General features: G+C 69.6%; 25 protein-coding genes and 2 tRNA genes. 14 read left to right on the top strand and 13 right to left on the bottom strand.

Annotated elements, in window-relative coordinates; genetic code table 11:
• Nucleotides 1–62: 62 nt before the first annotated feature.
• From KOI35_RS01070 to KOI35_RS01060, 3 genes are all read left to right on the top strand, one after another.
• Complete coding sequence (locus tag KOI35_RS01070; RefSeq protein ID WP_215784078.1) at nucleotides 63–737, top strand: MBL fold metallo-hydrolase; 675 nt, start codon at nucleotides 63–65, stop codon at nucleotides 735–737.
• Nucleotides 738–1,026: 289 nt separating this feature from the next.
• The gene (locus KOI35_RS01065; RefSeq protein ID WP_215784077.1) at nucleotides 1,027–2,547 is read left to right on the top strand and encodes an MFS transporter; all 1,521 of its coding nucleotides are present in this window, start codon (nucleotides 1,027–1,029) and stop codon (nucleotides 2,545–2,547) included.
• 15 nt (nucleotides 2,548–2,562) lie between these two features.
• Nucleotides 2,563–3,117 (top strand): TetR/AcrR family transcriptional regulator, encoded by a 555-nt coding sequence (locus tag KOI35_RS01060; protein ID WP_215784076.1) that lies wholly within the window; start codon nucleotides 2,563–2,565, stop codon nucleotides 3,115–3,117.
• 771 nt (nucleotides 3,118–3,888) lie between these two features.
• On the opposite strand, the gene KOI35_RS01055 is transcribed toward KOI35_RS01060, so the two are convergent.
• The 3 genes from KOI35_RS01055 to KOI35_RS01045 form a co-directional block, all read right to left on the bottom strand.
• Nucleotides 3,889–3,961: transfer RNA gene (locus KOI35_RS01055), tRNA-Glu, on the bottom strand.
• An 89-nt stretch (nucleotides 3,962–4,050) separates the two neighbouring features.
• Nucleotides 4,051–4,122 (bottom strand) — tRNA-Gln (locus tag KOI35_RS01050).
• A gap of 68 nt (nucleotides 4,123–4,190) precedes the next feature.
• Nucleotides 4,191–4,988: an NAD(P)H-binding protein gene (locus KOI35_RS01045; protein ID WP_215784075.1), complete on the bottom strand. Its 798-nt coding sequence runs from the start codon at nucleotides 4,986–4,988 to the stop codon at nucleotides 4,191–4,193.
• Nucleotides 4,989–5,052: 64 nt separating this feature from the next.
• On the opposite strand from KOI35_RS01045, the gene KOI35_RS01040 reads away from it, so the two are divergent.
• Nucleotides 5,053–5,805: a TetR/AcrR family transcriptional regulator gene (locus tag KOI35_RS01040; protein ID WP_215784074.1), complete on the top strand. Its 753-nt coding sequence runs from the start codon at nucleotides 5,053–5,055 to the stop codon at nucleotides 5,803–5,805.
• On the opposite strand, the gene KOI35_RS01035 is transcribed toward KOI35_RS01040, so the two are convergent.
• Genes KOI35_RS01035 through KOI35_RS01020 form a run of 4 tightly spaced genes read right to left on the bottom strand, consistent with a single transcriptional unit; the run spans nucleotide 5,776 to nucleotide 8,647 of the window.
• Nucleotides 5,776–6,567, bottom strand: coding sequence for a fumarylacetoacetate hydrolase family protein (locus tag KOI35_RS01035; protein WP_215784073.1), 792 nt, complete (start codon nucleotides 6,565–6,567; stop codon nucleotides 5,776–5,778). The two genes, KOI35_RS01040 and KOI35_RS01035, sit on opposite strands and share 30 nt — an antisense overlap.
• A 41-nt stretch (nucleotides 6,568–6,608) precedes the next feature.
• Nucleotides 6,609–6,866, bottom strand: coding sequence for a helix-turn-helix transcriptional regulator (locus KOI35_RS01030; protein ID WP_215784072.1), 258 nt, complete (start codon nucleotides 6,864–6,866; stop codon nucleotides 6,609–6,611).
• A 15-nt stretch (nucleotides 6,867–6,881) separates the two neighbouring features.
• The gene (locus KOI35_RS01025; protein WP_215784071.1) at nucleotides 6,882–7,724 is read right to left on the bottom strand and encodes an ABC transporter permease; all 843 of its coding nucleotides are present in this window, start codon (nucleotides 7,722–7,724) and stop codon (nucleotides 6,882–6,884) included.
• Entirely contained in the window at nucleotides 7,721–8,647 is a 927-nt protein-coding gene (locus KOI35_RS01020; protein ID WP_215784735.1) for an ABC transporter ATP-binding protein, read from the bottom strand. Before KOI35_RS01020 ends, KOI35_RS01025 begins: the two co-directional genes overlap by 4 nt.
• Before the next feature lie 170 nt (nucleotides 8,648–8,817).
• On the opposite strand from KOI35_RS01020, the gene KOI35_RS01015 reads away from it, so the two are divergent.
• Nucleotides 8,818–9,759, top strand: a complete 942-nt coding sequence (locus tag KOI35_RS01015; protein ID WP_215784070.1) for a 3-methyladenine DNA glycosylase — start codon at nucleotides 8,818–8,820, stop codon at nucleotides 9,757–9,759.
• A gap of 25 nt (nucleotides 9,760–9,784) precedes the next feature.
• Here KOI35_RS01015 and KOI35_RS01010 read toward each other — a convergent pair whose 3' ends face one another.
• Genes KOI35_RS01010 through arfB form a run of 3 tightly spaced genes read right to left on the bottom strand, consistent with a single transcriptional unit; the run spans nucleotide 9,785 to nucleotide 10,731 of the window.
• A complete protein-coding gene (locus KOI35_RS01010) occupies nucleotides 9,785–9,985 on the bottom strand; it encodes an alpha/beta fold hydrolase (protein WP_369076843.1) in 201 nt (66 codons plus the stop codon).
• A gap of 2 nt (nucleotides 9,986–9,987) precedes the next feature.
• The gene (locus tag KOI35_RS48705; RefSeq protein WP_215784068.1) at nucleotides 9,988–10,248 is read right to left on the bottom strand and encodes a hypothetical protein; all 261 of its coding nucleotides are present in this window, start codon (nucleotides 10,246–10,248) and stop codon (nucleotides 9,988–9,990) included.
• A 42-nt stretch (nucleotides 10,249–10,290) separates the two neighbouring features.
• Nucleotides 10,291–10,731 carry an alternative ribosome rescue aminoacyl-tRNA hydrolase ArfB gene (arfB, locus tag KOI35_RS01000; RefSeq protein ID WP_246612452.1) on the bottom strand — a complete coding sequence of 147 codons (441 nt, stop codon included), beginning with the start codon at nucleotides 10,729–10,731 and terminating at the stop codon, nucleotides 10,291–10,293.
• 27 nt (nucleotides 10,732–10,758) lie between these two features.
• On the opposite strand from arfB, the gene KOI35_RS00995 reads away from it, so the two are divergent.
• The 7 genes from KOI35_RS00995 to KOI35_RS00965 all read left to right on the top strand — a co-directional run bounded on the left by KOI35_RS00995 (nucleotide 10,759) and on the right by KOI35_RS00965 (nucleotide 17,208).
• On the top strand, nucleotides 10,759–12,087 hold the full coding sequence (locus KOI35_RS00995; RefSeq protein ID WP_308120724.1) for a M16 family metallopeptidase: 1,329 nt from the start codon (nucleotides 10,759–10,761) through the stop codon (nucleotides 12,085–12,087).
• The gene (locus KOI35_RS00990; RefSeq protein ID WP_215784066.1) at nucleotides 12,084–13,430 is read left to right on the top strand and encodes a M16 family metallopeptidase; all 1,347 of its coding nucleotides are present in this window, start codon (nucleotides 12,084–12,086) and stop codon (nucleotides 13,428–13,430) included. Before KOI35_RS00995 ends, KOI35_RS00990 begins: the two co-directional genes overlap by 4 nt.
• 52 nt (nucleotides 13,431–13,482) lie before the next feature.
• Nucleotides 13,483–14,493: an endonuclease/exonuclease/phosphatase family protein gene (locus KOI35_RS00985; RefSeq protein WP_215784065.1), complete on the top strand. Its 1,011-nt coding sequence runs from the start codon at nucleotides 13,483–13,485 to the stop codon at nucleotides 14,491–14,493.
• Between the two features lie 33 nt (nucleotides 14,494–14,526).
• Nucleotides 14,527–15,537 (top strand): endonuclease/exonuclease/phosphatase family protein, encoded by a 1,011-nt coding sequence (locus KOI35_RS00980; RefSeq protein ID WP_215784064.1) that lies wholly within the window; start codon nucleotides 14,527–14,529, stop codon nucleotides 15,535–15,537.
• Nucleotides 15,534–16,052 carry a GNAT family N-acetyltransferase gene (locus KOI35_RS00975; protein WP_215784063.1) on the top strand — a complete coding sequence of 173 codons (519 nt, stop codon included), beginning with the start codon at nucleotides 15,534–15,536 and terminating at the stop codon, nucleotides 16,050–16,052. Before KOI35_RS00980 ends, KOI35_RS00975 begins: the two co-directional genes overlap by 4 nt.
• A gap of 252 nt (nucleotides 16,053–16,304) precedes the next feature.
• Nucleotides 16,305–16,631 carry a hypothetical protein gene (locus KOI35_RS00970; RefSeq protein WP_215784062.1) on the top strand — a complete coding sequence of 109 codons (327 nt, stop codon included), beginning with the start codon at nucleotides 16,305–16,307 and terminating at the stop codon, nucleotides 16,629–16,631.
• 130 nt (nucleotides 16,632–16,761) lie between these two features.
• Nucleotides 16,762–17,208, top strand: coding sequence for a hypothetical protein (locus tag KOI35_RS00965; RefSeq protein ID WP_215784061.1), 447 nt, complete (start codon nucleotides 16,762–16,764; stop codon nucleotides 17,206–17,208).
• Here KOI35_RS00965 and KOI35_RS00960 read toward each other — a convergent pair.
• On the bottom strand, nucleotides 17,195–18,091 hold the full coding sequence (locus KOI35_RS00960) for an oxidoreductase (RefSeq protein ID WP_215784060.1): 897 nt from the start codon (nucleotides 18,089–18,091) through the stop codon (nucleotides 17,195–17,197). The two genes, KOI35_RS00965 and KOI35_RS00960, sit on opposite strands and share 14 nt — an antisense overlap.
• A gap of 86 nt (nucleotides 18,092–18,177) precedes the next feature.
• On the opposite strand from KOI35_RS00960, the gene KOI35_RS00955 reads away from it, so the two are divergent.
• Nucleotides 18,178–19,020, top strand: a complete 843-nt coding sequence (locus KOI35_RS00955; RefSeq protein WP_215784059.1) for a helix-turn-helix transcriptional regulator — start codon at nucleotides 18,178–18,180, stop codon at nucleotides 19,018–19,020.
• Between the two features lie 188 nt (nucleotides 19,021–19,208).
• Entirely contained in the window at nucleotides 19,209–20,405 is a 1,197-nt protein-coding gene (gene thrS, locus KOI35_RS00950) for a threonine--tRNA ligase (RefSeq protein WP_215784058.1), read from the top strand.
• Here the strand turns inward: thrS and KOI35_RS00945 are convergent.
• Both KOI35_RS00945 and cimA read right to left on the bottom strand, forming a co-directional pair.
• On the bottom strand, nucleotides 20,383–20,766 hold the full coding sequence (locus tag KOI35_RS00945) for a RidA family protein (RefSeq protein WP_215784057.1): 384 nt from the start codon (nucleotides 20,764–20,766) through the stop codon (nucleotides 20,383–20,385). The genes thrS and KOI35_RS00945 overlap by 23 nt on opposite strands.
• Nucleotides 20,767–20,770: 4 nt before the next feature.
• Nucleotides 20,771–22,342: a citramalate synthase gene (gene cimA, locus KOI35_RS00940; protein ID WP_215784056.1), complete on the bottom strand. Its 1,572-nt coding sequence runs from the start codon at nucleotides 22,340–22,342 to the stop codon at nucleotides 20,771–20,773.
• Nucleotides 22,343–22,433 lie beyond the last annotated feature (91 nt).

The following is a 22,433-nucleotide window of genomic DNA, read 5'->3' as shown; positions in this document are numbered from 1 at the left end:
GCTACCTCGGAGACGCCCCCACCCGCATGACGCCCGTTACTCTTTCGTTATAACTTGGCCCGGTGAACGACATCACCGTCCGCCGGGTCGCCTACGGCCACTTCATCCGCCCTGCCGAGGAGACCGGCACGGGCACGCCAAGAGCCGAGCCGACCTTCGGCTACCTGATCGACCATCCGCGAGACGGCCTGCTCCTGCTGGACACCGGCATGGGCGGCAACCCCGAGATCGACGCCTGGTACAAGCCAACCCGAATCCCGTTGCCCGCCGCCCTGAAGTCAGCCGGCGCCAACCTGACCGACATCCGCATGGTCGCGAACTGCCACCTGCACTTCGACCATTGCGGCGGCAACCCGCAACTACCAGGCCGCCCCGTCTTCGCCCAGCGCGCCGAACTGGCCCTGGCCCGAGCCCCCGAAAGCCACACCTTGCCCGAACTCGTGGACCACCCGGGCGCCACCATCGAGCCCGTGGACGGCGAGGCGGAAATCATGCCCGGCGTACGCCTCCTGCCCACACCCGGCCACACCGAGGGCCACCAGTCCGTAGTCATCACCCGCCGCGACGGCACGCTGATTGTCGCCGGCCAGTCCCACGACAACGCCTCCCAATTCACCACAGACGCGCTCAACCACCAGACCGGTGTAGCCGCCCCACCCGCCTGGCTGCCCCGGTTACTGGCCCTGGACCCCAGACAGATCCTGTTCGCCCACGACAACGCCGTCTGGACCCCATAACCCCCACCTAGCTGGTTGTTGGTCTGTGCCGCGACGACGGCCGCGCGGTAGTGGCTACGGGCGTGGCTTTTGGTCCCGGATCGCCACGAGTTCGGGTCCCACCTGATCGTGAGTGATTTCGTTGTGTGCTTGTTGGGCCCCACCTGGTGTGGATCTGGTCCCGGGCCATTGGCCGCTTGCCCGGCTGTCGGACGTCGCGTGCGCCTGAGCGGAATGACCTGCTGAGGGTTCTAGCTCGTGACTTCTTTCACTGGCGGCATCATAACTATACGCACCGTATATTTACGGTATGAGTTCTGTAGAGCTGCAAGATGTCGGCCGGTCGGCCGCGCGTCGCTGGGGTCTGCTGGTCACGATCGGCGCGGGTCTGTTGCTGATCACGCTGGACAACTCGATCCTCTACACGGCGTTGCCGACGCTGACGGAGGATCTCGGCGCGAGCGGCTCGCAGAGTCTGTGGATCATCAACGCTTATCCGGTGGTGATGGCGGGTCTGCTGCTGGGCAGCGGCACGCTCGGTGATCGGGTGGGGCATCGCCGGATGTGTCTGGTGGGGCTGGCGGTGTTCGGCGTCGCGTCGTTGGTCGCGGCATTCGCGCCCAGCGCCGGGCTGTTGATCGCTGCTCGGGCGTTGCTGGCGGTGGGGGCCGCTGCGATGATGCCGTCCACGTTGGCGTTGATCCGGGTGACGTTCCTGGTTGAGCGGGAACGCAATATCGCGATCGCGGTGTGGGGTTCGTTGTCGGTGGTTGGTATGGCGCTCGGCCCGATCGCCGGGGGCGCCCTGCTGGACGCGTTCTGGTGGGGGTCGGTGTTCCTGGTCAACGTGCCGGTGGCGATCGCAGCCATCGTCGCGGTGCTGCTTCTCGCGCCGCGCGACGAGCCGGACGCCACCAAGTCGTGGGACCTGCTGTCCTCGGTGCAGGTCATGGTCGGCCTGGTCGGCGCGGTCTTCGCGATCAAGGAGCTGGGGCACCGCCCGCCGAACCTGGTGGTGATCGCGGTCGCGGCCATCGCGTCGGTGATCGGTTTCCGGCTGTTCGCCCGCCGCCAGCACCGTCTCGCGCACCCGCTCGTCGATTTCGCGATCTTCCGGAACCCGGCGTTCGCCGCCGGTGTGCTGGCCGCCGGGCTTTCCATGTTCGCGATCGGCGGCCTGCAGCTGGTCACTACGCAACGGTTCCAACTGGTCGAGGGTTTCACCCCGTTGTCGGCGGGCTTGCTGGTGGCCGCGGCCGCTCTCGGGTCGTTGCCGACGGCGTTGCTGGGCGGGGCGTTCCTGCATCGCACGGGGCTGCTGCCGATGATCGCCGGAGGTCTGGCTCTGGCTGCCGTCGGCGTGATCTTGGTGGCGGCTGGCCTGTCGTCGAGTTTCGCTTTGCTGGTCACCGGCATGGTCGTCACGGGCGCCGGGCTCGGTTCGGTGATGGCGGTCGCGTCGACCGCGATCGTCGGGAATGTTCCGGCTCGCCGGGCCGGGATGGCGTCGTCCGTGGAGGAAGTGTCCTACGAGATGGGGTCGGTGGTCGCGGTCGCCCTGTTGGGCAGTCTGATCACGTTCGTCTACGCCACGTCGGTGAATCTGCCGGCTGGTTCACCCGACGCGGCGCGGGAGAGCCTGCCCGACGCTCATGCGGCCGGCGCCGGGAACCCGGCGATCATCGAGGCGGCCAACGCCGCCTACGACACGGGGTATCTGGTCACGGCGGCAGTCATTGTCCTCGTCCTGGCGGCCGGAGCCGCGGTCACCGGGCGACTGTTGCGCCATCACGGCCCCGGTACTGTTTCGGCCCTGAATTCCGGTCACTGACGAAGGCGGGCAGCTATGCGCCCCAGTAAACGGACCCTCATCCTCGAGGCCGCCCTGCGCGTCATCGGCCGCGATGGCGTGGCCGGGGTGACCTACGAATCGGTGGCGGAAGAGGCCGGCCTGACCAAGGCAGGCCTGGTCTATCACTTCGCCACCCGTGAGGACCTGCTGCACGGGGTCCACGCGCACATTGCCGGCCAGTGGGAGGCCTCGATGACCAGCCTGGCCGGCGCCCCGGCCGACCAGTTGTCCGATCTCGAGCGCCTCGACGCCTACATCCGCACCACGACTCAGAGCGTGACCCGAGCCGAGCTGCTCCTGCTGCTCGACACTGCTGGCGACGTGACGGTTAGTGCGCCGGTCACCGGCGTGTTGAATCGCTGGGCGCCGCCACCGCCCGGCAACCCGCCGTTGTCCGACCGCCAGTTGACCATGCTGCTCGCCCAGCTGGCCGCTGACGGGCTCTGGCTGCACGAGGCGCTTACCGGAACGAGCATTGCGCCGCAAACGCTGCAATATCTCACCGAGCAGATCGCCGAACTCGCCGGCCGATACCCGGAACCGTCCTGACCCGATGCCGGGCGAAGGAAGGAACTCGGCCGACGCGCAGCAACGGACGGCCCGGCAGGGCACCCCGAGCAGGGCTGAGCTGCGTTTTGTTCGCGAGCGCGGGTCCCACCTCGATCACGTGGATTCGCTGTTCGCCAGTTCCGGACCCACCTGAGCCGGTGGGAGCATCGGCGGATCTGAACGGAAGCCCACTCTTGCGTTGTCAAAGGTCGACCTGTTCTCGGCGATCCGGCGTGCTGGTGGCGGTGGGGCCAGCGCCGGCACCTTGGCAGGGCGCAGTGGCCGTGGCACCCCACAGCGACGGCAGCACAGCGCCCGTGACCCACGCGATGGCGATGGGGTGGCGGTTGGGCAATGGCCGTGGCTCGGCGACGGCCGTCGCGCGACGGCCGTGGCGCGGTGCCCGGTCCCGGTCACGGCGCCGGTACCGATGGCAGGGGCGGCGGCAAGCACCGCGCGTGGCGGTGACGTGATCGGAATGGCGCGCGCACAGAGGTGGCGGCACGGCGGGCCATGCCTTGACGCCATGGCCGTGGCACAGGTTGGTCGCCACCAACGTCGCCCGCCGTAGTTATGGCGGCGCAGTAGCGAAACGTTGATCGCTGCGGCGAAGCCCAGCAACGAAGTTGGGGGCAAGGGGCGCAGCCCCAAAAAGAGCGACCAACAACGGCCCGCAACCAGCCGTAACGTGGGGGTCTGGGGGCTCGGCCCCCAGGTCGGAATACGAAGTGAGCCTGTCTGCGCTTTCTGCAGACAGGCTCATCCCGAACGTAGCCCCGAAGGGATTCGAACCCTCGCTACCGCCTTGAGAGGGCGGCGTCCTAGGCCGCTAGACGACGGGGCCAGGAACTTTCAACCGCTTTCGCTTCCGCGTTTGCGACGGGCCGAACTCTATCAGAAGTCCAGCGCCGCCTCCCTGCGGGAGTTTCAGCGCTGGGGTACCAGGACTCGAACCTAGACTAGCTGAACCAGAATCAGCCGGGCTGCCAATTACCCCATACCCCATTGGCCCGGTTTCCCGTGCCGAGGAAGAACTTTACCTGACGCTCCAGGGGCGGCCAAATCGGGTTGGGTCATCGGAACAGATCGGCGTGCTCGCGGGCCCATTGTTCGTACGTTGTCGCAGGTCGGCCCAGCAGTTCGGCCACCGTGGGGCGGGCCGGCTGCGGATGGTCGACGAGGGCGGCGGCGCCTTCGAGGTACCACTCGGCGTGTTCGCCCATCACTGGTCGGAGCTGGTCGACGGCTTCGGTGTGGGTGAGTTCGATGTAGCGAAGCTCACGGCCGATGCCGCGCCCGATGCTTTCGACTTTCTGGCGGCGGGTGAGGGTTTCGGGGCCGGTGAGTTCGTACGACTTTCCGTCGTGCCCGGCTTCGACGATGACTCGGGCGGCGACGGCGGCCACGTCCTCCTGGGCGATGGCGGCGTTGGCCGATTCCGGGTAGGCGTCGCGTACACAGTCGCCGGCGCGGATCTGGTCGGCCCAGAGGGTGGCGTTGGCCATGAACTCCCCGGGTTCGAGGTGGGTGTACGGCACCCCGGAGGCTTCCACCCCGTCTTCGATCGCCTGCCAGTGGTCGCCTTTGGCGCCGGCCAGGTCGACGATCCGTTTGACCCCGGCCTGAGCGGCCAGCCGGCACATCTCGGACACGGTGGGGATGTGCGGCGCGAGATACATCACGTCGACGCCGTCGAGGGGCAGCGTCGATGGCCGGCCGACGAAGCCGCGAACAACCTCGACCGTGGACGGCAGCGCCGCTCGAGCCGGGTCGACCGTCAGCGCCCGGATGTCGGTGGCCCCAAGGGCCAGTAGTTCGTCCACGACCATCCGCCCGACGTTTCCGGTAGCACCGGTGACCAGGATCTTCATCGAGCCTGCCTCCCATGATTCCGTATACCCTACGAAAACCTATCACCGTAGGGTATACGGAATCATGGAAGAGTTCAGCCCCCGGATCCTGCCGCTGCTCTGGCGACGCTCGATCCCGGCCCGCAAACCGGTCGGCCGCCCGCCCCGCCTCACCGTCGACGTCGTGGTGACGACCGCCATCCGGATCGCCGACGCCGAGGGACTGGAGGCGGCCTCGATGGCCCGGGTCGCGGCCGAGTTGTCGGTGGCCACGATGAGCCTTTACACGTACGCACCCTCGCGCCCCGAACTCGTCGATCTGATGGTCGACGAGGTGTTGTGGACACGTGCGCTGACCTGCGACGGCGGCTTCCGCGAGCGGGTGGCGTTCTACGCCGACCAGACCTTCGCGATGTATCGGGCGCATCCGTGGCTGGCCGAGTTGTCCCGCGTACGGCCGCCGGTCGGTCCCGGGATGCTCGCCGAGACCGAGTTCCTGCTGGCCGCGGTGGCCACGCTGGGCCGGCCGGTCGATCAGCTCAGCGTCGCGGCGACCACGATCTCGTCGTGGGTCACGGCGGCGGCCCGGCACGAGGCCGAGGGCGTGCTGTTGCGGCGCACCACCGGGCTCAGCACGGACGAGTGGTGGCAGCAGCGCGGCGAGATGTGGGAGAGCTGGTTCGACGTCGAGAGCCACCCCACGATGACCTCGATCTGGAACGCCGGCGCCTTCGACCGGGGTAGTGACGAGCAGGCCCAGGACGCGTACGCGTACGGCCTGGGCCTGCTTTTAAAAGGAATCGAGAGCTCAGTCGAGGGAGACGACCGGGTTTCGTAGCTCACCGATGCCCTGGATGCTCACCGACACCGTGTCGCCCGGCGTGATCTGCGCGACCCCGGCCGGCGTTCCGGTCAGGATGATGTCGCCGGGCAGCAGCGTCATGACGTGCGACACGTAGGAGACCAGGGTCGGGACGTCGAAGACCATGTCCTTCGTACGGCCGAGCTGCACCGTCTCCATCGCCTCGGGGTTGCGTCCCACCTCGGCCCGGATCTCGAGGTCGCTGACGTCGAGACCGGTGACGATCCACGGGCCGATCGGGCAGAACGAGTCGAAGCCCTTGGCCCGGGTCCACTGCGGGTCGCTGCGCTGCAGGTCGCGGGCGGTGACGTCGTTGCCGATGGTGTAGCCGAAAATCGCCTTCTCGGCGCCGGCCCGGTCGAGGCGACGGGCGCCGGTCGCGCCGATCACGACGGCGAGCTCGCCCTCCTCTTCGACCCGCTGCGACTGCGGGGGCAGCCGGATCGCGTCGTTGGGGCCGATCACCGAGGTGGACGGCTTGATGAAGATCAGTGGTTCCTTGGGCACCTCGTTGCCGAACTCGGCGGCGTGGTCGGCGTAGTTGCGGCCGACCCCGATCACCTTGCTGGAGAAGATCGGGGCGAGCAGGCGGACGTCGGCCAGGGCCCAGCGCTGGCCGGTGAACCGGACCTCTTCGAAGGGCAGCGAGCCGATCTCGGCGATGGTCAGGCCCGACGCGTCACCCTCGACGACGCCGAACGACACTCCTCCGGCATGAACAAAACGGGCGAATCGCACGGTTGATCCCCTCTACGGCTTGCGATTGTTCACCCAGAAATCTACGCCGAGCGTTCAGCACCAGTAGCCGTGCCCAGCCGCGGGAAGGGATCGAGCGAGAAGATCACCTCGACCGATACCTCGAAGTAGCGCGCGATCCGCAGGGCCAGGTGCAGGCTCGGGCTGAACTCGCCGCGCTCCAGGTAGCCCACCGTCTGGTAGTGGACGCCGAGAGCGTCGGCGAGTTGCCGTCGGGAGACCCCACGCTCGGCCCGCAGCATCGCGATCCGGTTGTAGGTGACCTCACCACTGGTAGCCATGAATCTCCATCGAAATCACCGGGCCATCGAACTCATGATCCGCTCGCGCCGCGCGGCCACGGCCGAACCGGACTCGCGCCGGGCCATCCGCCGCAGCAGCACGGGCGCCAGCGTCAGGCCGAGGACGGCCCACAGGCCCAGCACACCAAACGTCTCGAGATGGCGCCACGAGCCGCCCAGTTCGACCGAGGCGTACGCGTCGGGCAGGAACACCGAGCGCATGCCCAACCCTAGCCAGTAGATCGGGAAGGACTGGCCGATGGCCTGCAACCACCCCGGCATGGCGCCCAGCGGATAGAAGATGCCGGAGATCGCCACGATGCCGAACAGCGGCAGCATGACCAGGCCGAAGGCCCGCGAGTTGTCGAACAGCGAGCCGATGGCGGCCCCGAGCGGCAGGGTGGCCACGACCGCCAGCGGGAGCAGCCAGAGCAGGGTCAGCAGGCCGCCCGCGTCGATCCGCAGGCCGTCGACCAGGAACGTGCCCGGCACCAGCACGATCAGGACCGAGAGCAGCGTCATGCCGCCCACCGCGACGACCTTGCCGATCAGGTAGCCGTTCATGCCGTGCGGCGTGGCCTTGGCCCGTAGGAGGGTGCCGTCCTCGCGGTCGACGATCAGGTACTGCGCCATGGTGATCAGGCCGCCGAACGCCACCAGCATGCCGATCGAGCTGGGCAGGGTGCTCGCGCCGAGCGAGAAGGTGGTGCCCGGCACGTGCGCGTCGCCCATGAAGAAGAGCGTGATGAGCAGCCCGAACGAGGGGAAGAAGTAGCCCCACAGGTCGAGCGCATTGGTCAGCGTGTGCCGGAAGTCGATCAGGCCTCGGGCCGCGCCCAGCCGCAGCGTCTCGATCATCGGGGGCCTCCCTCGGTGTCGTGGACCAGCCGCATGTACGTGTCCTCCAGGCTGTTGCGCCGCACCTCGAGATCGGCGATGTCGTCGCCGTACTGGACAAGCAGTTCCCGGACGAACGGCGTCGGGTTCGTCGCCGAGTGCACGAACCGCTGCCCGTCCCGGGTCCAGCGGATCTCGGACTCGCCGGCCACCCGGCGCGACAGCTCGTCGGCCGAGCCGTCGGCGATGATCCGCCCCGTGGACAGGATGAGGATGCGGTCGGCCAGTTTCTCCGCCTCGGCCAGGTCGTGGGTGGTGAGCAGCACGGTGGTGTCGTCCACATCGGTCAGCCGATGGACCAGGTCGTGGAAGTCGCGCCGGGCCTCGGGGTCGAAGCCGACCGTGGGCTCGTCGAGGAAGAGCAGGTCGGGCCGGCCGACGATGCCGATGGCGACGTCGAGCCGGCGCCGCTGACCGCCGGAGAGCCGGGTCAGCCGGGTCTTGGCGGCGGCGGTCAGGCCCACCACCTCGAGCAGGTCGTCAACCGGCCACGGCCGGCTCCTGGCCTCGGTCGAGAAGCGGCGGTAGTAGGAACCGAGGTGACGCAGCAGCTCGGCGACCTGCCAGTTGCCGTGGTCGCGCCATGACTGCAGCACCACGCCGACCCGGGCCCGCCAGGCCTCGCCGGCCGAAGCGGGGTCGACCCCCAGCACCCGGACCTCGCCCGACGACCGCATGCGGAAGCCCTCGAGGATCTCGATCGTGGTGGTCTTGCCCGCACCGTTCGGGCCGAGCAGGGCGAGCACCTCGCCACGCCGAGCGGCGAAACTCACATCGTTCAGAACGTCCTTCGCGCCGTAGCGCATCCGGAGGTCACGGACGTCAATGACCCGCTCGTCGGCCGGAACCTGGGTCCCGACCTCGAGCTCCCCCGCCAAAGTCATTCCTCCCATGTCCAGCACACTATCAAGAATGTAGTAGGTGTACTACAGGTCGAGGTAGGTCAACTCATCCTGTCCGGATTGAAGGCATATGCCGGTCATAGATGCGACGCCACATGCATTCGCACCTCACGGTGATCGTGTTGATCGCCTCGGCTGGATACGCTGTCACGATGGGGATCAAGCAGGTGAGGGCACTCACCACGACGCTGCCCTCGGTCACCTGGATTCCCCTCGCCCGGGCGCACGCCGAGCGGGCCGACGAGATGACCGCGGGCCACCGTGCCCGCCGTGCCGCCGGCGAGAAGCACGCCATCGAGGATTTCCTGTACGACTACTACGGCACCCGCCCGTCGGTGCTGCGCCGCTGGCACCCCGGGGTCGGCGCCGGCCTGGCCCCCGCGCCCGGCGGGCTGGCCGAGCAGTCGACGTGGAAGTTCTACATGACCTACCCCGACGGCGTGGTCACCCTCGACCAGGACGCCTACGTCCAGGCCCGGGGCGAGAGCGTCCGCTACATCCACGGCCTGCTCACCGCGACGGCGTCGCGCCCGGTGTTCTCGGGCTGCTTCGGGCTGCACGAGTGGGCGATGGTCTATCGCGACCGTGAGCACCGCCATCCGCTGCCGCTACGCCTCGGCCAGGCCGAGACCGACCGGGTGGTCGAGGATCACCCGATCCGCTGCACCCACTACGACGCGTTCCGCTTCTTCACGCCCGAGGCGGTCGGGCTCAACCGGTTGCAGCCGACCCGGGCGACCCAGGTCGACCTCGACCAGCCGGGCTGCCTGCACGCGGCGATGGACGTCCACAAGTGGGCGACGAAGCTGGGCGCCGCCGTGCCGGGCGCGCTCGCCCTCGACTGCTTCGCCCTGGCCGCCGACATCCGGCTGCTCGACATGCAGGCCAGCCCCTACGACCTGAGCTCCTACGGTCATCCCCCGGTGAAGATAGAGACCGCCGAGGGCAAGGCCGAATATGTGGCCCGCCAGCGCGAATTCGCCCGCCGGGCCGCCGCCCTGCGAGCCCGTCTGATCCGGGTGTGCGAAGAACTGCTGGGCGCCGAGAGCGCCGCCCGCAACCGCGAGTCGGTGGCCCCGAACAACCACCGCTGACGCGACCTGGACCCGGCCTTGACCGTCAGATCGAGTGGTCGCATTTCCTCGACCAACGACCTTGGACCTCACCTGGAAAGTCGAGCACCAGGCGGGCGGTCTCGTCCGGAGCCTCGAGATGCACGTCGTGGCCTGCGCCCGCCACGACGACCCGGTCGGCGGCCATCTCGTGGACCTCGTCGGGTGGGATCAGGCTGTGTTCGCCCAGGATCGGCAGGACCGGCATGGTCAGGCTGCGCCACTCGGTCCAGCGGCCTCGGCGGCCACCGGTGCGATCGCGGACTTCATCACGTCGGGGTCGAAGCGCGGCCACAGGCCGTCGGGACGGCGTTCGAAGCCGGCGATCCAGGCTTCGGTGATCGGCTTATCGCTCAGGAAGGCGCGGGCCTGGGCCTCGTCGGCGAACGGGACCGGCCACGATGCGAAATACGCGCGCAACTGCTCGGGATAGTCGTCGGTCGAGCCGCCCACGCCGGATTCGATCAGCACCAGAACGCGTACGCGGGAAGGGTCTTGCGCTGCGGACGGGGGTCAGTCACTGGGGTAGGAGCGACGGTTGCGCTTGGTCTCGCCGCGGCGTTTCTTGGCGGCTATGCGGCGCTCGACCGAACCCTTCGACGGCCTTGTTTCCCGCCGCACGCGGGGTGGCGCCGCAATCGCCGAGGCCACCAGCCCGGCCAGGCGGGCCGCCGCGGCCTCCCGGTTGCGCAGCTGGGAGCGGTGTTCCGAGGCGGTGACGGTCAGCACGCCCTGCACCAGGCGGTGGCCCAGCCGCTCGCCCGCACGCTCCTTGAGCATCGGCGGCAGGAGCTGGGATCCGCCCAGGTCCCAGGACAGTTCGACCCGGGAATCGGTCGTGTTCACGCCCTGGCCGCCCGGACCGGAAGCGCGCGAGAAGCGCCAGGCGAGCTCGGCCGCCGGGATCGTCAGCCGGTCATTGACCCGGACGTCATCCACCACGCCGCCCAGCATGGCACGCGGACAGGGCACTATGAACGGGTGACCTCAAGCGCGCCGGCAGTCGTGACCGGCTATCCGTGGCCCATCGAAACCACGCGCCTCGACAACGGCCTGCGGGTCGTCGTCAGCGAGGACCGGACCGCCCCGGTGGTCTGCGTCAACCTCTGGTACGACGTGGGGTCGCGGCATGAACCCGTCGGCCAGACCGGCTTCGCGCACCTGTTCGAGCATCTGATGTTCGAGGGCTCGCAGCACGTGGCCAAGACCGAGCACATGCGGCTCGTACAGGGAAACGGTGGTTCTCTCAACGCGACCACCAACCCCGACCGCACCAACTATTTCGAGACCATGCCGGCCGAGCATCTCGAGCTCGCGCTGTGGCTGGAGGCGGACCGGATGGGCGGCCTGGTGCCGGCGCTCACCCAGGAGACGCTCGACAACCAGCGTGAGGTGGTCAAGAACGAGCGCCGCCAGCGCTATGAGAACGTGCCCTACGGCGACGCCTGGCTGCGGCTGCTGGCCCTGCTCTATCCCGAGGGCCACCCTTATCACCACGCCACCATCGGCTCGATGGAAGACCTCAACGCGGCCGGTCTGGACACCTTCAAGGCGTTCCACCAGCAGTATTACGCGCCCAACAACGCCGTGCTGACCGTGGCCGGCGACGCGTCGCCCGAGACCGTGTTCGCGCTGGCCGAGAAGTATTTCGGCCTCCTCGAGCCGGTGCCCTCGATTCCGCCCGCGCCGCACGGTCATCTGCCCGGTCCGGCCACGTCACCGGTGCGCGAGACGGTCACCGCCGCGGTGCCGGCTCCGCGGATCTACCTTTCCCACCGTACGCATCCGTTCGGCTCGGCCGGATACGACGCGATCACCGTGCTGGCCGCCGTGCTCGGCAACGGCCGGGGCAGCCGGCTCTACCAGCGTCTGGCCGACGGCGCCCGGATCGCCCAGCCCGACTACATCGGTTCGTACGGGGTCGATCTGGCCCACGCCCCGGCCCCGCTGATCATCACCGCCACGGCCAAGGACGGCGTGCCGATCGAGACGCTCGAGCAGGGTCTGTCCGACGTGATCGGCAGCCTGGTGACCGAGCCGGTGACCGAGGAGGAGCTGTCCCGGGCCAAGGCGCTGCTGACCACCGCGTGGTGGCGGCAGGTGTCCACGGTGGGCGGCCGGGCCGACACGCTCTCGCGCTACGCGACCCAGTTCGGTGACGCGGGCGCGGCGGCGTACCGGTTGCCGCAGTGGCTCGCGGTGACCGCCGACGACGTGACCGACGCGGCGAAATACGCGCTCAAGCCCGAGTCCCGGGTGACCTTGACCTATCTGCCGGCGGAAGAGCCCGAGAACGGGGAAAACGCATGACCCTCATCGCCACCCGCCCCGATTCCGGCGAGCCTCGCCCCTACACGTTCCCCGATCTGCAGCGGGTCACCGTCGGCGGGGGCACCGTGATCGGCGCCCACCTGCCCGGCCAGGCCCTGGCCACCGCCATGCTGCTGCTCGACGCCGGCGCCGCCCGCGAGACGGCCGGTCGCGAGGGCACGGCCACCGTGCTGGCCAAGTCGCTCGAAGAGGGCACGCAGAAGCGCGACTCGGCGGCGTACGCGATCGCGCTGGAGAGCCTGGGCGCCGAGCTGTCGCCCGCGCTCGACTGGGACAACTTCCGGGTCGGTGTCTCGGCGCCGGTGCCGCAGCTGCTCGACGCGGTGCGGCTGGCCGCCGAGGCGGTCCGCACGCCGCGGCTCGACCCGGCCGATGTCACCCGGGTCCGCGACGACGAGGTGACCGCGCTGCGCATGGACTGGGCCCAGCCGGGTCCGCGGGCCGACGCCGCGCTGCGGGCCGACCTGTTCGGGGCGGGCGAGCGGTTCGGCCGCCCTATGCACGGCGACCCGACCTCGGTGGCGGCCGTGACGGTCGACGACGTGGCCGCCTTCCACCAGGCGTGGCTGCGGCGTCCGGGGGTCCTGCTGGTCGCCGGTGACCTCAGCACGCTCGACCTGAAGGCGCTGGGCGAGGCCGCGTTCGCCGGCACCGGGGGCGAGCCGCTCGCCGCCGAGCCGCCGCTGACCTTCACCACCCGGCCCGAGCGCCGGATCCTGCTGGTCGACCGGCCCGGTTCGGTGCAGTCGACGCTGCGTCTCGGGCACCGTTCGCCCGAGCGGGCCACGCCCGACTACGTGTCGATGACGCTGGCCGCCACGGTGCTGGGCGGCGCCTTCACGTCCCGCCTCAACCACCTGATCCGCGAGGTCAAGGGGTACACGTACGGGATCCGCGGCTCCTATGCGATGAGCCGGCGCTTCGGCCGGTTCGAGGTGGCGGCCGGGGTGCAGACGGCGGTGACGGTGCCGGCCATCGTCGACACGCTGGGCGAGATCGCCCGCACCCAGGAAGACGGCGTGACCGAGGACGAGCTGGCCGTGGCCCGTTCGTGGCGGGCCGGTCAGCTGTCGGTCGAGATGCAGACGCCCGGCTCGATCGTCGGCGCGCTGAGCACGCTGGTCGTGCACGGCCTGCCCGACGACTACTACCCGTCGCTGCGGACCCAATATCTGGAGGCCACACTGGCCGACGTCAGCGCGGCCTCGGCCCGGCATCTGCACCCGCACGGCCTCACGCTGGTCGTCGAGGGCGACGCCGCGGTCATCCGCGACGAGCTGGTCGCCGCCCAGATCGGCGAAGTGGTCGACGCGGAGATCTGAATCACCCGCCCTTTTCAGATAAAGGCAAGGTGCGACCGATAGCTTTGCCGCCATGACGATCACCACCACCCCGTCCGAGGTCCGGCCGGGCCGGCGGGTGAGGCGCACCGCGCTGCTCATCCTGCTGGCCCTGCCGGCTCTGGCGTGGGCGGTGGTGCGGCTGTTCGGCTGGGAACGCGGCGTGCTGGTGCAGTTGGTGGCCTTCACGCCGTACGCGGCGGCCTGGTCGCTGATCCCGCTGGCGCTCGCCCTGCTGGCCCGCAAGTGGCTCGCCGCCGCGGTGGCCGCGCTGGCCACGGTGATGCTGGCCGCGGCCGTGCTGCCCCGGGCGATCCCCGACTCCGACCGCGGTCCGGCCACGGGCGTTCCGATGACGGTCATGACGATCAACATGTTCATCGGGGCGGCCGACCCGGCGGCGGTGGTCCGGCTGGTCCGCGAGCACGACGTCGCGGTGCTGGCGGTGCAGGAGTTCACGCCCGAGTCGGCGGCCGGGCTCACCCAGGCCGGGCTCGACAAGCTGCTGCCGTTCCACGCGCTGGCCGACGAGATCGGCACCACCGGGTCGGGTCTCTACTCGCGTTACCCGATGACCCAGCAGGCCTCGCGGCGCGGCGACGGGGGCGGGCTGCAGGACGGCAACCTGCAGGCGTACGCGACGATCCAGCCGCCCGGCGCCGCGGCGATCTTCGTCGAGTCGGCGCACCCGCTCGCGCCGTACACGCTGGCCGCCGAGCAGGCGTGGCGCGGCGACCTCGAGGCACTCCCTCGAGCCGACCAGGCGGGCATGCCCAAGCTGATCCTCGGTGACTTCAACTCGACCCTCGACCACGCCCCGCTGCGCGACGTGATCGCCCACGGTTACCGCGATGCCGCGGCCGCGACCGGGAAAGGGCTGATCGGCACCTGGGGTCCGTACGACGGTCTGCCCATCCCGCCCGTCACGCTCGACCATGTGCTTGTCGACCGCCGGATCGGCGTACGGGAAACGTCTGTGCACTCCGTCACAGGAAGCGATCACCGGGCGGTCGTCGCGACAGTCACCTTGCCCGCTGCGCAATAGTTGGTCTGGCGTGGGGTGGCTAGCCTCGCCGCCATGACGATCATCGCGAGTCGGGGCGAGCTCAGGCCAAGCCGTTCCCGTTCCCGACGAAAGGCCGCGCTGACCGTGTTGTTCTGGCTGCTCATCCTCCCCTTCGCGGTCTGGGCCGTGATCCGCCTCGGCGGGTGGGAACGGGGCCCGGTGGTCCAGTTGTTCGCGTTCACCCCCTATGTCGCGGCGGCCGCCTGGGTGCCGGCGATCCTGGCCCTGGCCACCCGGCGCTGGACCGTCGGCGCGGTGGCCGTGATCGTCGCGATCCTGCTCGCCTCGGCCGTGCTGCCGCGCGCCCTCCCGAGCCGCGACAAGGGACCCGCGCAGGGTGTGCCGCTGACCGTGATGACGTCGAACATGCTGTTCGGACGGGCCGACGCGGCCGCGATCGTCAAGCTGGTCACCGACCGCGACGTCGCCGTGCTGGCTGTGCAGGAGTTCACCAGCGAGGGCAAACAGGCACTGGCCGACGCCGGGCTGGGTGCGCTGCTGCCGTATTCGTCGCTGGCCGACAAGCCGGGGGCCGAGGGGTCGGGGCTCTACTCGCGCTACCCGATCACGTCGGCCGGGTCGACCCGCAACGGCGGGGGTTTCATGCAGGCGTACGGGACGGTGCAGGTGCCCGGGGCCGGGCCGGTGATCGTGGAATCGGCGCACCCGCTGGCGCCGTACGCGCGCTCGGTCCTCGGTCAGTGGCGCGAGGATCTGCTGGCCGAGCCGCGGGCCGACAACAGTGCGACACCGCGCATCCTGCTCGGCGACTTCAACGCGACCCTCGACCACGGGCCGCTGCGCGAACTGATCAGGCACGGCTACCGCGACGCCGCCGACACCACCGGCCAAGGGCTGATCGGCACCTGGGGTCCCTACGACGGCGACCCGATCCCGCCGGTCACGATCGACCATGTGCTTGTCGACGTGCGGATCGGCGTACGGGAAACCAGCGTGCACGGCATCCCCCGGAGTGACCACCGCGCGGTCGTCGCCGGCCTGACCGTTCCGGCCGCGTCATGAGCGTGACCACGCGCCTGGCCACGGTCGAGGACGCCGCCGAGATGGCCGCGGTGCTGACGGCCAACCGGAAATTCCTGGCGCCGTGGGATCCCGACCGCTCCGACGAATACTTCACCGAGACCGGCCAGCGTCAGGTGCTCGGCGACCTGCGCCGCCAGCACGATGCGGGCCAGGCCCTGCCGCACGTGATCGTCGACGACGGCCGGATCGTGGGCCGGATCGCCCTGACCGCCATCGTCCGCGGTCCGTTCCTGTCCGGCACGCTCGGCTACTGGGTCGCCGAGGAGGCCAACGGCCGCGGCATCGCGACCGCGGCGGTGGGCCGGGTGGTGCGGCTCGCGTTCGGCGAGCTGCGCCTGCACCGTGTCGAGGCCGGCACCCTGGTGCACAACGCCGCCTCGCAGCGGGTGCTCGAGATCAACGGCTTCCTCCGGTACGGGTTGGCGCCGCGCTACCTGTGGATAGCCGGCGAATGGCGCGACCACGTCCTGTTCCAGCGTCTGGCCGAGGACTGACATGCACATCCCGGGTCTCGGCCCGCTGGTCGAGGACGTCGACACGGGGTGGTTCGAGAGCGCGCCCGGTGCTGGGCCAGGAGTGCCGCTTCCTGGTCTCGGGGCTACAACGGCTCTTCCCGCCGCAGTAGCCACGCGGTGCGCTGGAGACGGCCGCCTCGCACCACCTGAGAAGTCAGTCAAGGTGCTGATGGCCCATGGCCGGTGTTGGCTTACCCAGTCACCTCGGCGAAGGGGGAGGGACGATCGGGCTTGTACGACAAAGACAACAACGAGATCCCCAAGCGCTTCCTCACCTACTACGAGCGCTGGGGCGGCTACAAGCAGTCGCCATCGGGAATCGCGTTGATACTAGGGCTCGTCGCTGTTCCGATTGCGGTGATGTACATGCTCAGCGACGAGCCAGGAGACAAGAAGTCAGGTCTCGTTCTCTTGGCGGTCTGCGTGGCGCTCCTTACTTGCTCAGGTTTTGTATACCGCCTGCAGGACCGAAGCTTTCAACGGCGCATGGTCGCATACGACGATTGGAAGCGAGCCTCCAACGGTCGCCCTGCTGAACAGGGCAAAGACGCTCGCTAGGCATCTCGTCGAGTGCCGCGTCGCGCGGTGAGCCGGGGCGGGCTCGGCTACCGGCTTTTCTTGGCGGCGGTGAACCGGATCGGGTGGAGGTCCGTGGTGGCGGTATCAGCGAGCTGCCGCGGAGGATGAAGTGAACGAGTACAACCTGTTGAGCCACGCCGAGCGCATCGCCTACTGCCGCACCAAGCTGCGGGAGGCCCAGGAGCTCGAGGAGCACATCCGTCAGTTGCCGTGGACGCCGGATCTGGCCGAGGCCATCGAGAACGTGCACTTCACCCAGCGGGAGTTCAGCAAGGCGCTGGAAGCCCTGGAGAAGCCGTCGCTGTGGCGGCGCATCAACTTCGCGGTCAACGACGCCTGGGCCCGGACGCAGGTGAAGGACGACATCAAGCGGCGCCGCACCCGGATCCGGTGTGCCCTGTGCCGTGGCACCGGACGCCGGATCAGCGACACCGGTGGCTACTACGTGGCCTGCGGGTGCGGTGGGCGGGACCTCGGCTTCCCCGACGCCGACCCGGAGATCATGCGGGCCACCGGGGCCGCGGACCGGCTGCGCGGCGAGATCAGAGGTAACTGACTCCGGTCAGTTTCTCGGCCTCGGCCCACAGGCGCTCGGCGATGGCCGGGTCCTTGGCGTCGCGGCTGAAGCGGGCCCCGGTCACCCGGCCGCGGGTCTCGCCCAGGCCGGACGGGCCGAAGAACTCGCCGCCGGACAGGGTGGGGTCGGTGGCCGCGCGCAGTTGGGGCAACGCGCCCTGCTCGACCGGCTGGGTGGCCAGCAGGCCGATCCGCGCGATCAGGGCACCGAAGCGCGGGCGGTGTTCCCAGGCCCGCGGGGTGAGGTTGGTGCGGGTGAGTCCGGGGTGGGCCAGGGTGCTGACGATCGGCGAGCCGGCCGCGCGCAGGCGGCGGTCGAGTTCGACACCGAAGAGGGTGGTCGCCAGCTTCGAACGGCCGTAGGCGGGTGACGCCCGGAAGTCGTGCTCGGACATCAGGTCGTCGAAGTCGAGGTGCGCGTTCCTGTGGGTGATCGAACTGAGGTTGACCACGCGCGGCTGCCGGCCGGCGGCCAGCTTGCCGAGCAGCCGGCCGGTCAGGGCGAAGTGGCCCAGCAGGTTCGTGCCGAGCTGCATCTCGAAGCCGTCGGCGGTCGTCCGGCGCGGGCCCAGCAGCACCACGCCGGCGTTGTTGATCAGAAGGTCCAGCGCGTCCAGCCCGGCCGCGAAGGCGCGCACCGACTCGAGCGAGGCCAGGTCGACCGCCCGCACCTCGACGTCGCCGCCGATCTCCCGGGCGACCGCGTGGCCCGCGTCCGTGTTGCGGACGGCCAGCACGACGTGGGCGCCGTGCCGGGCCAGCTGGGTGGCGGTCTCCCGGCCCAGGCCCGAGTTGGCACCGGTGACGACGGCGATGCGGCCCCGCTGGTCGGGGATGTCGGCGGCAGTCCAGGCAGTAGTCATGCCGTCGACGCTAGGGGCGGCGCGGGCTGATTCCCTGGGCCTGCCAGACCTACCCTGGTGGGCGCACAGGGCCGGACAATGAGCGCATGACCCATCCGTACGCTCGTGAGCTCGGCGACTTCCTGCGGGCCCGGCGCGACCGGCTGCGACCCGGCTACGTCGGCCTCGAGCCGGGCGGGCGGCGCAAGGTCTCCGGGCTGCGCCGCGAGGAGCTGGCCCTGCTGGCCGGGCTCAGCACCGACTACTACCAGCGGATGGAGCAGGGCCGCGAGGTGCACCCGTCCGACGACGTGCTCGATGCGCTGGCCGGCGCGCTGAGCCTCGACGACGAGGAACGGCGGCATCTGTTCACGCTGGCCCGGGCCGCCCGCCGGCCTGTGCCCGTACGGGAAAAGCCTGCTCTTGAAGTCGTCCCGGAGAGCACACGGCGGCTGTTGCGGGTGCTGGACACCCCGGCCGTCGTGCTCGGGCGGCACCTCGACGTGCTCGACTGGAATCCGATGGCGGTGGCGCTGCTCGGCGACCCGGCGGACCATCCGGCCGATCGGCTCAACATGTTGCTGCTCATGTTCGAAGACACGCTGACCGGCGACCGCGACTGTCCCGACTGGGAGACGATGGCGCTCGACTACATCGGCATGATGCGGGCCGCCGTGGCCACCGACCCGACCCACCCGCGGGCCACGGCGATCGTCGGCGAACTGAGCATCCGCAGCGCTGATTTCCGGCGGTTGTGGGCGCGGCACGACGTGCGCGAATCGGTCCGCGGCACCAAGACCTTCCGGGTGCCCGAGGTCGGCCCGATCGTGCTCGACTGGGACACCTATCCGCTGCCCGGCAACCCGGGCCCGGTGATGCTGGTCTACACCGCGGCGCCGGGCAGTGCGGACGCCGACCGGCTGCGGCTGCTGGCGTCGCTGCGCGCGTAAATCGGGTGCCCCGCGCCGGACCATCGACCTACCATCTTCAACCATGAGCTTCAGGCAGTTGCTGACGACGACGCCGGGACACCCCGGCGTCGGTACGCGCTGACCTTTTCCGCGATTCCACGGCCCCGGGCGAGATGCCCGGGGCTTTTTCGGCGCCGGATCTCGCCCTCATCACAGGGAGAAATCCGATGAACGTCGACCACCGCAAACTCGGGCGCGAGCTCGACCTCGTCGACTCCGACCCGCTGATCGGCGCCGGCCTGCCGTTCTGGCTGCCCGATGGGGCCGCGGCCCGGCACGCGGTCGAGAGCTATCTGTACGAACTGGAGCGCCGCAACGGATACCAGCATGTGTATTCGCCGGCCCTCGGCAAGCGGCAGCTCTTCGAGAAATCGGGGCACTGGCGCAACTTCGCCGACGACATGTTCCCGCCGATGCCGATGGGCGGCGACGACCTGGTGCTGCGGCCCAGCCTCTGCCCGCACCACGCGCTGATCTACAAGTCGCGCGGCCGCTCCTACCGTGACCTGCCGTTGCGGATCGCCGAGCTCGGATCCATGTACCGCGCCGAGCGTTCGGGGGTGATCGGAGGTCTTTCCCGCGTACGGGCGATGCAGTTGAACGATGCCCATGTGTTCTGTGCCCCGTCCCAGGCCGCGGCCGAGGTCGCCGACGTGTTGCGGCTCATGCGCGAGGCCCACCGGGTGCTCGGGATCGAACCGTCGTCCTATCAGCTCTCGCTGCGTGGCGAGGGGAAGAAGTATGGCGGGGACGAGGCGGGCTGGGCATTTTCCTCCGCGGTGCTGCGCGGGGCGCTCGACTCGGCGGGCGTCGACTATGTGGAGGCGCCCGGCGAAGCGGCCTTCTATGGGCCAAAAATCGACGTGCAGGTCGCCGACCCGGGCGGCCGCGAGTGGACCCTCGCCACCATCCAGATCGACTTCCACCAGCCGGCGGCGTTCGAGCTCGAATACGCCGATGCCGCCGGCGGACGGTCCCGGCCGGTGATGGTGCACCGCAGTCTGGTCGGGTCGATGGAGCGGCTCTTCGCGCACCTGATCGAGGCGCACGACGGGGCGTTCCCGCTCTGGTACTCCCCCGTCCAGCTGGCCATTCTTCCCCTGGGGGTGGAGCAGGATGCGGCTGCTGACTCTTTGGCTCTCGCGGCCATCGAGGCCGGACTGCGGGTTTCCGTACGACGGGACGGCTCGATCGGTGCGCGGATCCGCGCGGCGGCCGAGGGGCGGATCCCGTACGCGGGAATCATCGGTCGACGAGAGGCGCCGGACGGGCTGGTCGCCCTGAGGCATCGCGACGGCCGGCAGCTGCCCGCGATGCCGGTGGCGCAGGCTCTCGCAGTGCTCAGCGCGGAAGCGAAACCCTAGCGTCGACTTCGATCTCGATGCGCATGCGTGGGTCCGCCAGGCCGCACACCATCATGGTGGCGGCCGGGCGGACCTCGCCGAAAGCCTCGCGCAGGACCGGCCAGCACGGCTCGAAATCCTCGCGTGACGGCAGCAGATAACGCACCCGTACGACGTCGGCCAGCGTGCAGCCGGCCTCGGCCAGCGCCGCCGCGATGTTGGCGACCGCCTGCCGGGCCTGCTCGACCACGCCGTCGGCGATCGTCATCGTCGCGTAGTCGAACCCGGTGGTGCCGGAGACATAGACGTGGTCTCCGGCGACAACCGCCCGGGCGTACCCGATCTGCTCCTCGAAGCTGGAGCCGCTGAAAATCCGCGTCACTCTTTTATTCCGCGAGACCGTAGGTCAGCGCGTCGACCAGGGCCACCCACGACGCCTCGACGATGTTCTCGTGCACGCCGACCGTGGTCCAGTCGCGCTCGCCGTCGCCGGTCTCCAGCAGCACCCGGGTGATCGCGTTGGTGCCGTGGCTGCCCTCGAGGATGCGCACCTTGAAGTCGCTCAGCTCGAAGTTCTTCAACTGCGGGTAGTACTGGGTCAGCCCGGCCCGCAGGGCCTCGTCGAGCGCGTTGACCGGACCGTTGCCCTCGGCGGTGGCGATCACCCGCTCACCCCGTACGCGAACCTTGACCGTCGCCTCCGACACCACCGAACCGTCCTCGCGGTGCTCGACCTGCACCCGGTACGACTCCAGGTCGAACGGCCGGGTGAACGAGCCGCCCGCCAGTTCGCCGCGTACCAGCAGCTCGAACGACGCGTCGGCGGCCTCGAACGACCAGCCGCCCGCCTCCAGGTCCTTGACCCGCCGGGTGACCGTGCTGAGGGTGTCGGGATGGCCGGCCAGGTCGATCCCGAGCTCGCGACTCTTGAGCTCGATGCTGGCCCGGCCGGCCATCTCCGTCACCAGGATCCGCATGTCATTGCCCACAACCGCCGGGTCGACGTGGTTGTAGAGCAGCGGATCCACCTTGATCGCGCTCGCGTGCAGCCCCGCCTTGTGAGCGAACGCAGCAGCCCCGACATAGGCCTGGTGGGTGTCGGGGGCGATGTTGGCGATCTCGGCGAGCGCGGACGAAACCCGCGTCGCCTTCTCCAGGCAGCCGTCCGGTAGGACCGGCAGCCCGAGCTTCAACTGGAGGTTGCTGACCGTGGCGAACAGGTCGGCGTTACCCGGCCGCTCGCCGTAGCCGTTGGCGGTGCACTGGAAGTGCTTGACCCCGGCCTCGACGGCGGCGACAGTGTTGGCCACTGCGCACGACGTGTCGTTCTGGCAGTGGATGCCGAGAAGATCGGCCGGTACGCCGGTCCGCTCGACAACCTCATGGATCGCCTTGGTGATCATCGACGGGAGCATGCCGCCGTTGGTGTCACACATGATCACGCGCTCGGCGCCCGCCTCGATCGCCGTCTTGACGACACTGGCGGTGTACTCCGGGTCGTAGCGGAAACCGTCGAAGAAATGCTCGCAGTCGACAAACGCCCGCCGGCCGTTCGCGACCAGGTGCTTCACGGTGTCGCGGACCATGGCCAGGTTCTCGTCCCCGGTCGTACGCAGAGCCCGCTCGACGTGGCGGATGTCGCTCTTCGCGACCACACACACCACCGGCGTCTCGGCGTCGAGCAGTGCCTGCACCTGCGGGTCCTGGTCAACGGGAGTGCCGGCCTTACGGGTCGCACCAAAGGCCACCAGCACCGCGTTCTTGAGCTCCAGCTCGGTGCGGGCCCGCTGGAAGAACTCGGTGTCCTTGGGCATCGCACCCGGCCAGCCGCCCTCGATGAAGCCCACCCCGAACTCGTCGAGCAGCTTCGCGACCGCCAGCTTGTCGGCGACCGAGTAGCTGATCCCCTCCCGCTGCCCACCGTCGCGCAACGTCGTGTCGAAGACCTGGTACTCCATGGGGGCTTCCCTTCAAGGCAAAATTTGGTGACCCAACAAAAAGACCCCCCGCGGATGCGGGAGGTCGGCGCGTCGGCGAGGAGTCAGCCGG

The sequence above is a fragment of the Paractinoplanes bogorensis genome (assembly GCF_018829635.1).
Lineage (GTDB): Bacteria > Actinomycetota > Actinomycetes > Mycobacteriales > Micromonosporaceae > Actinoplanes > Actinoplanes bogorensis.
This window is presented reverse-complemented; position numbering and strand designations above follow the sequence as displayed.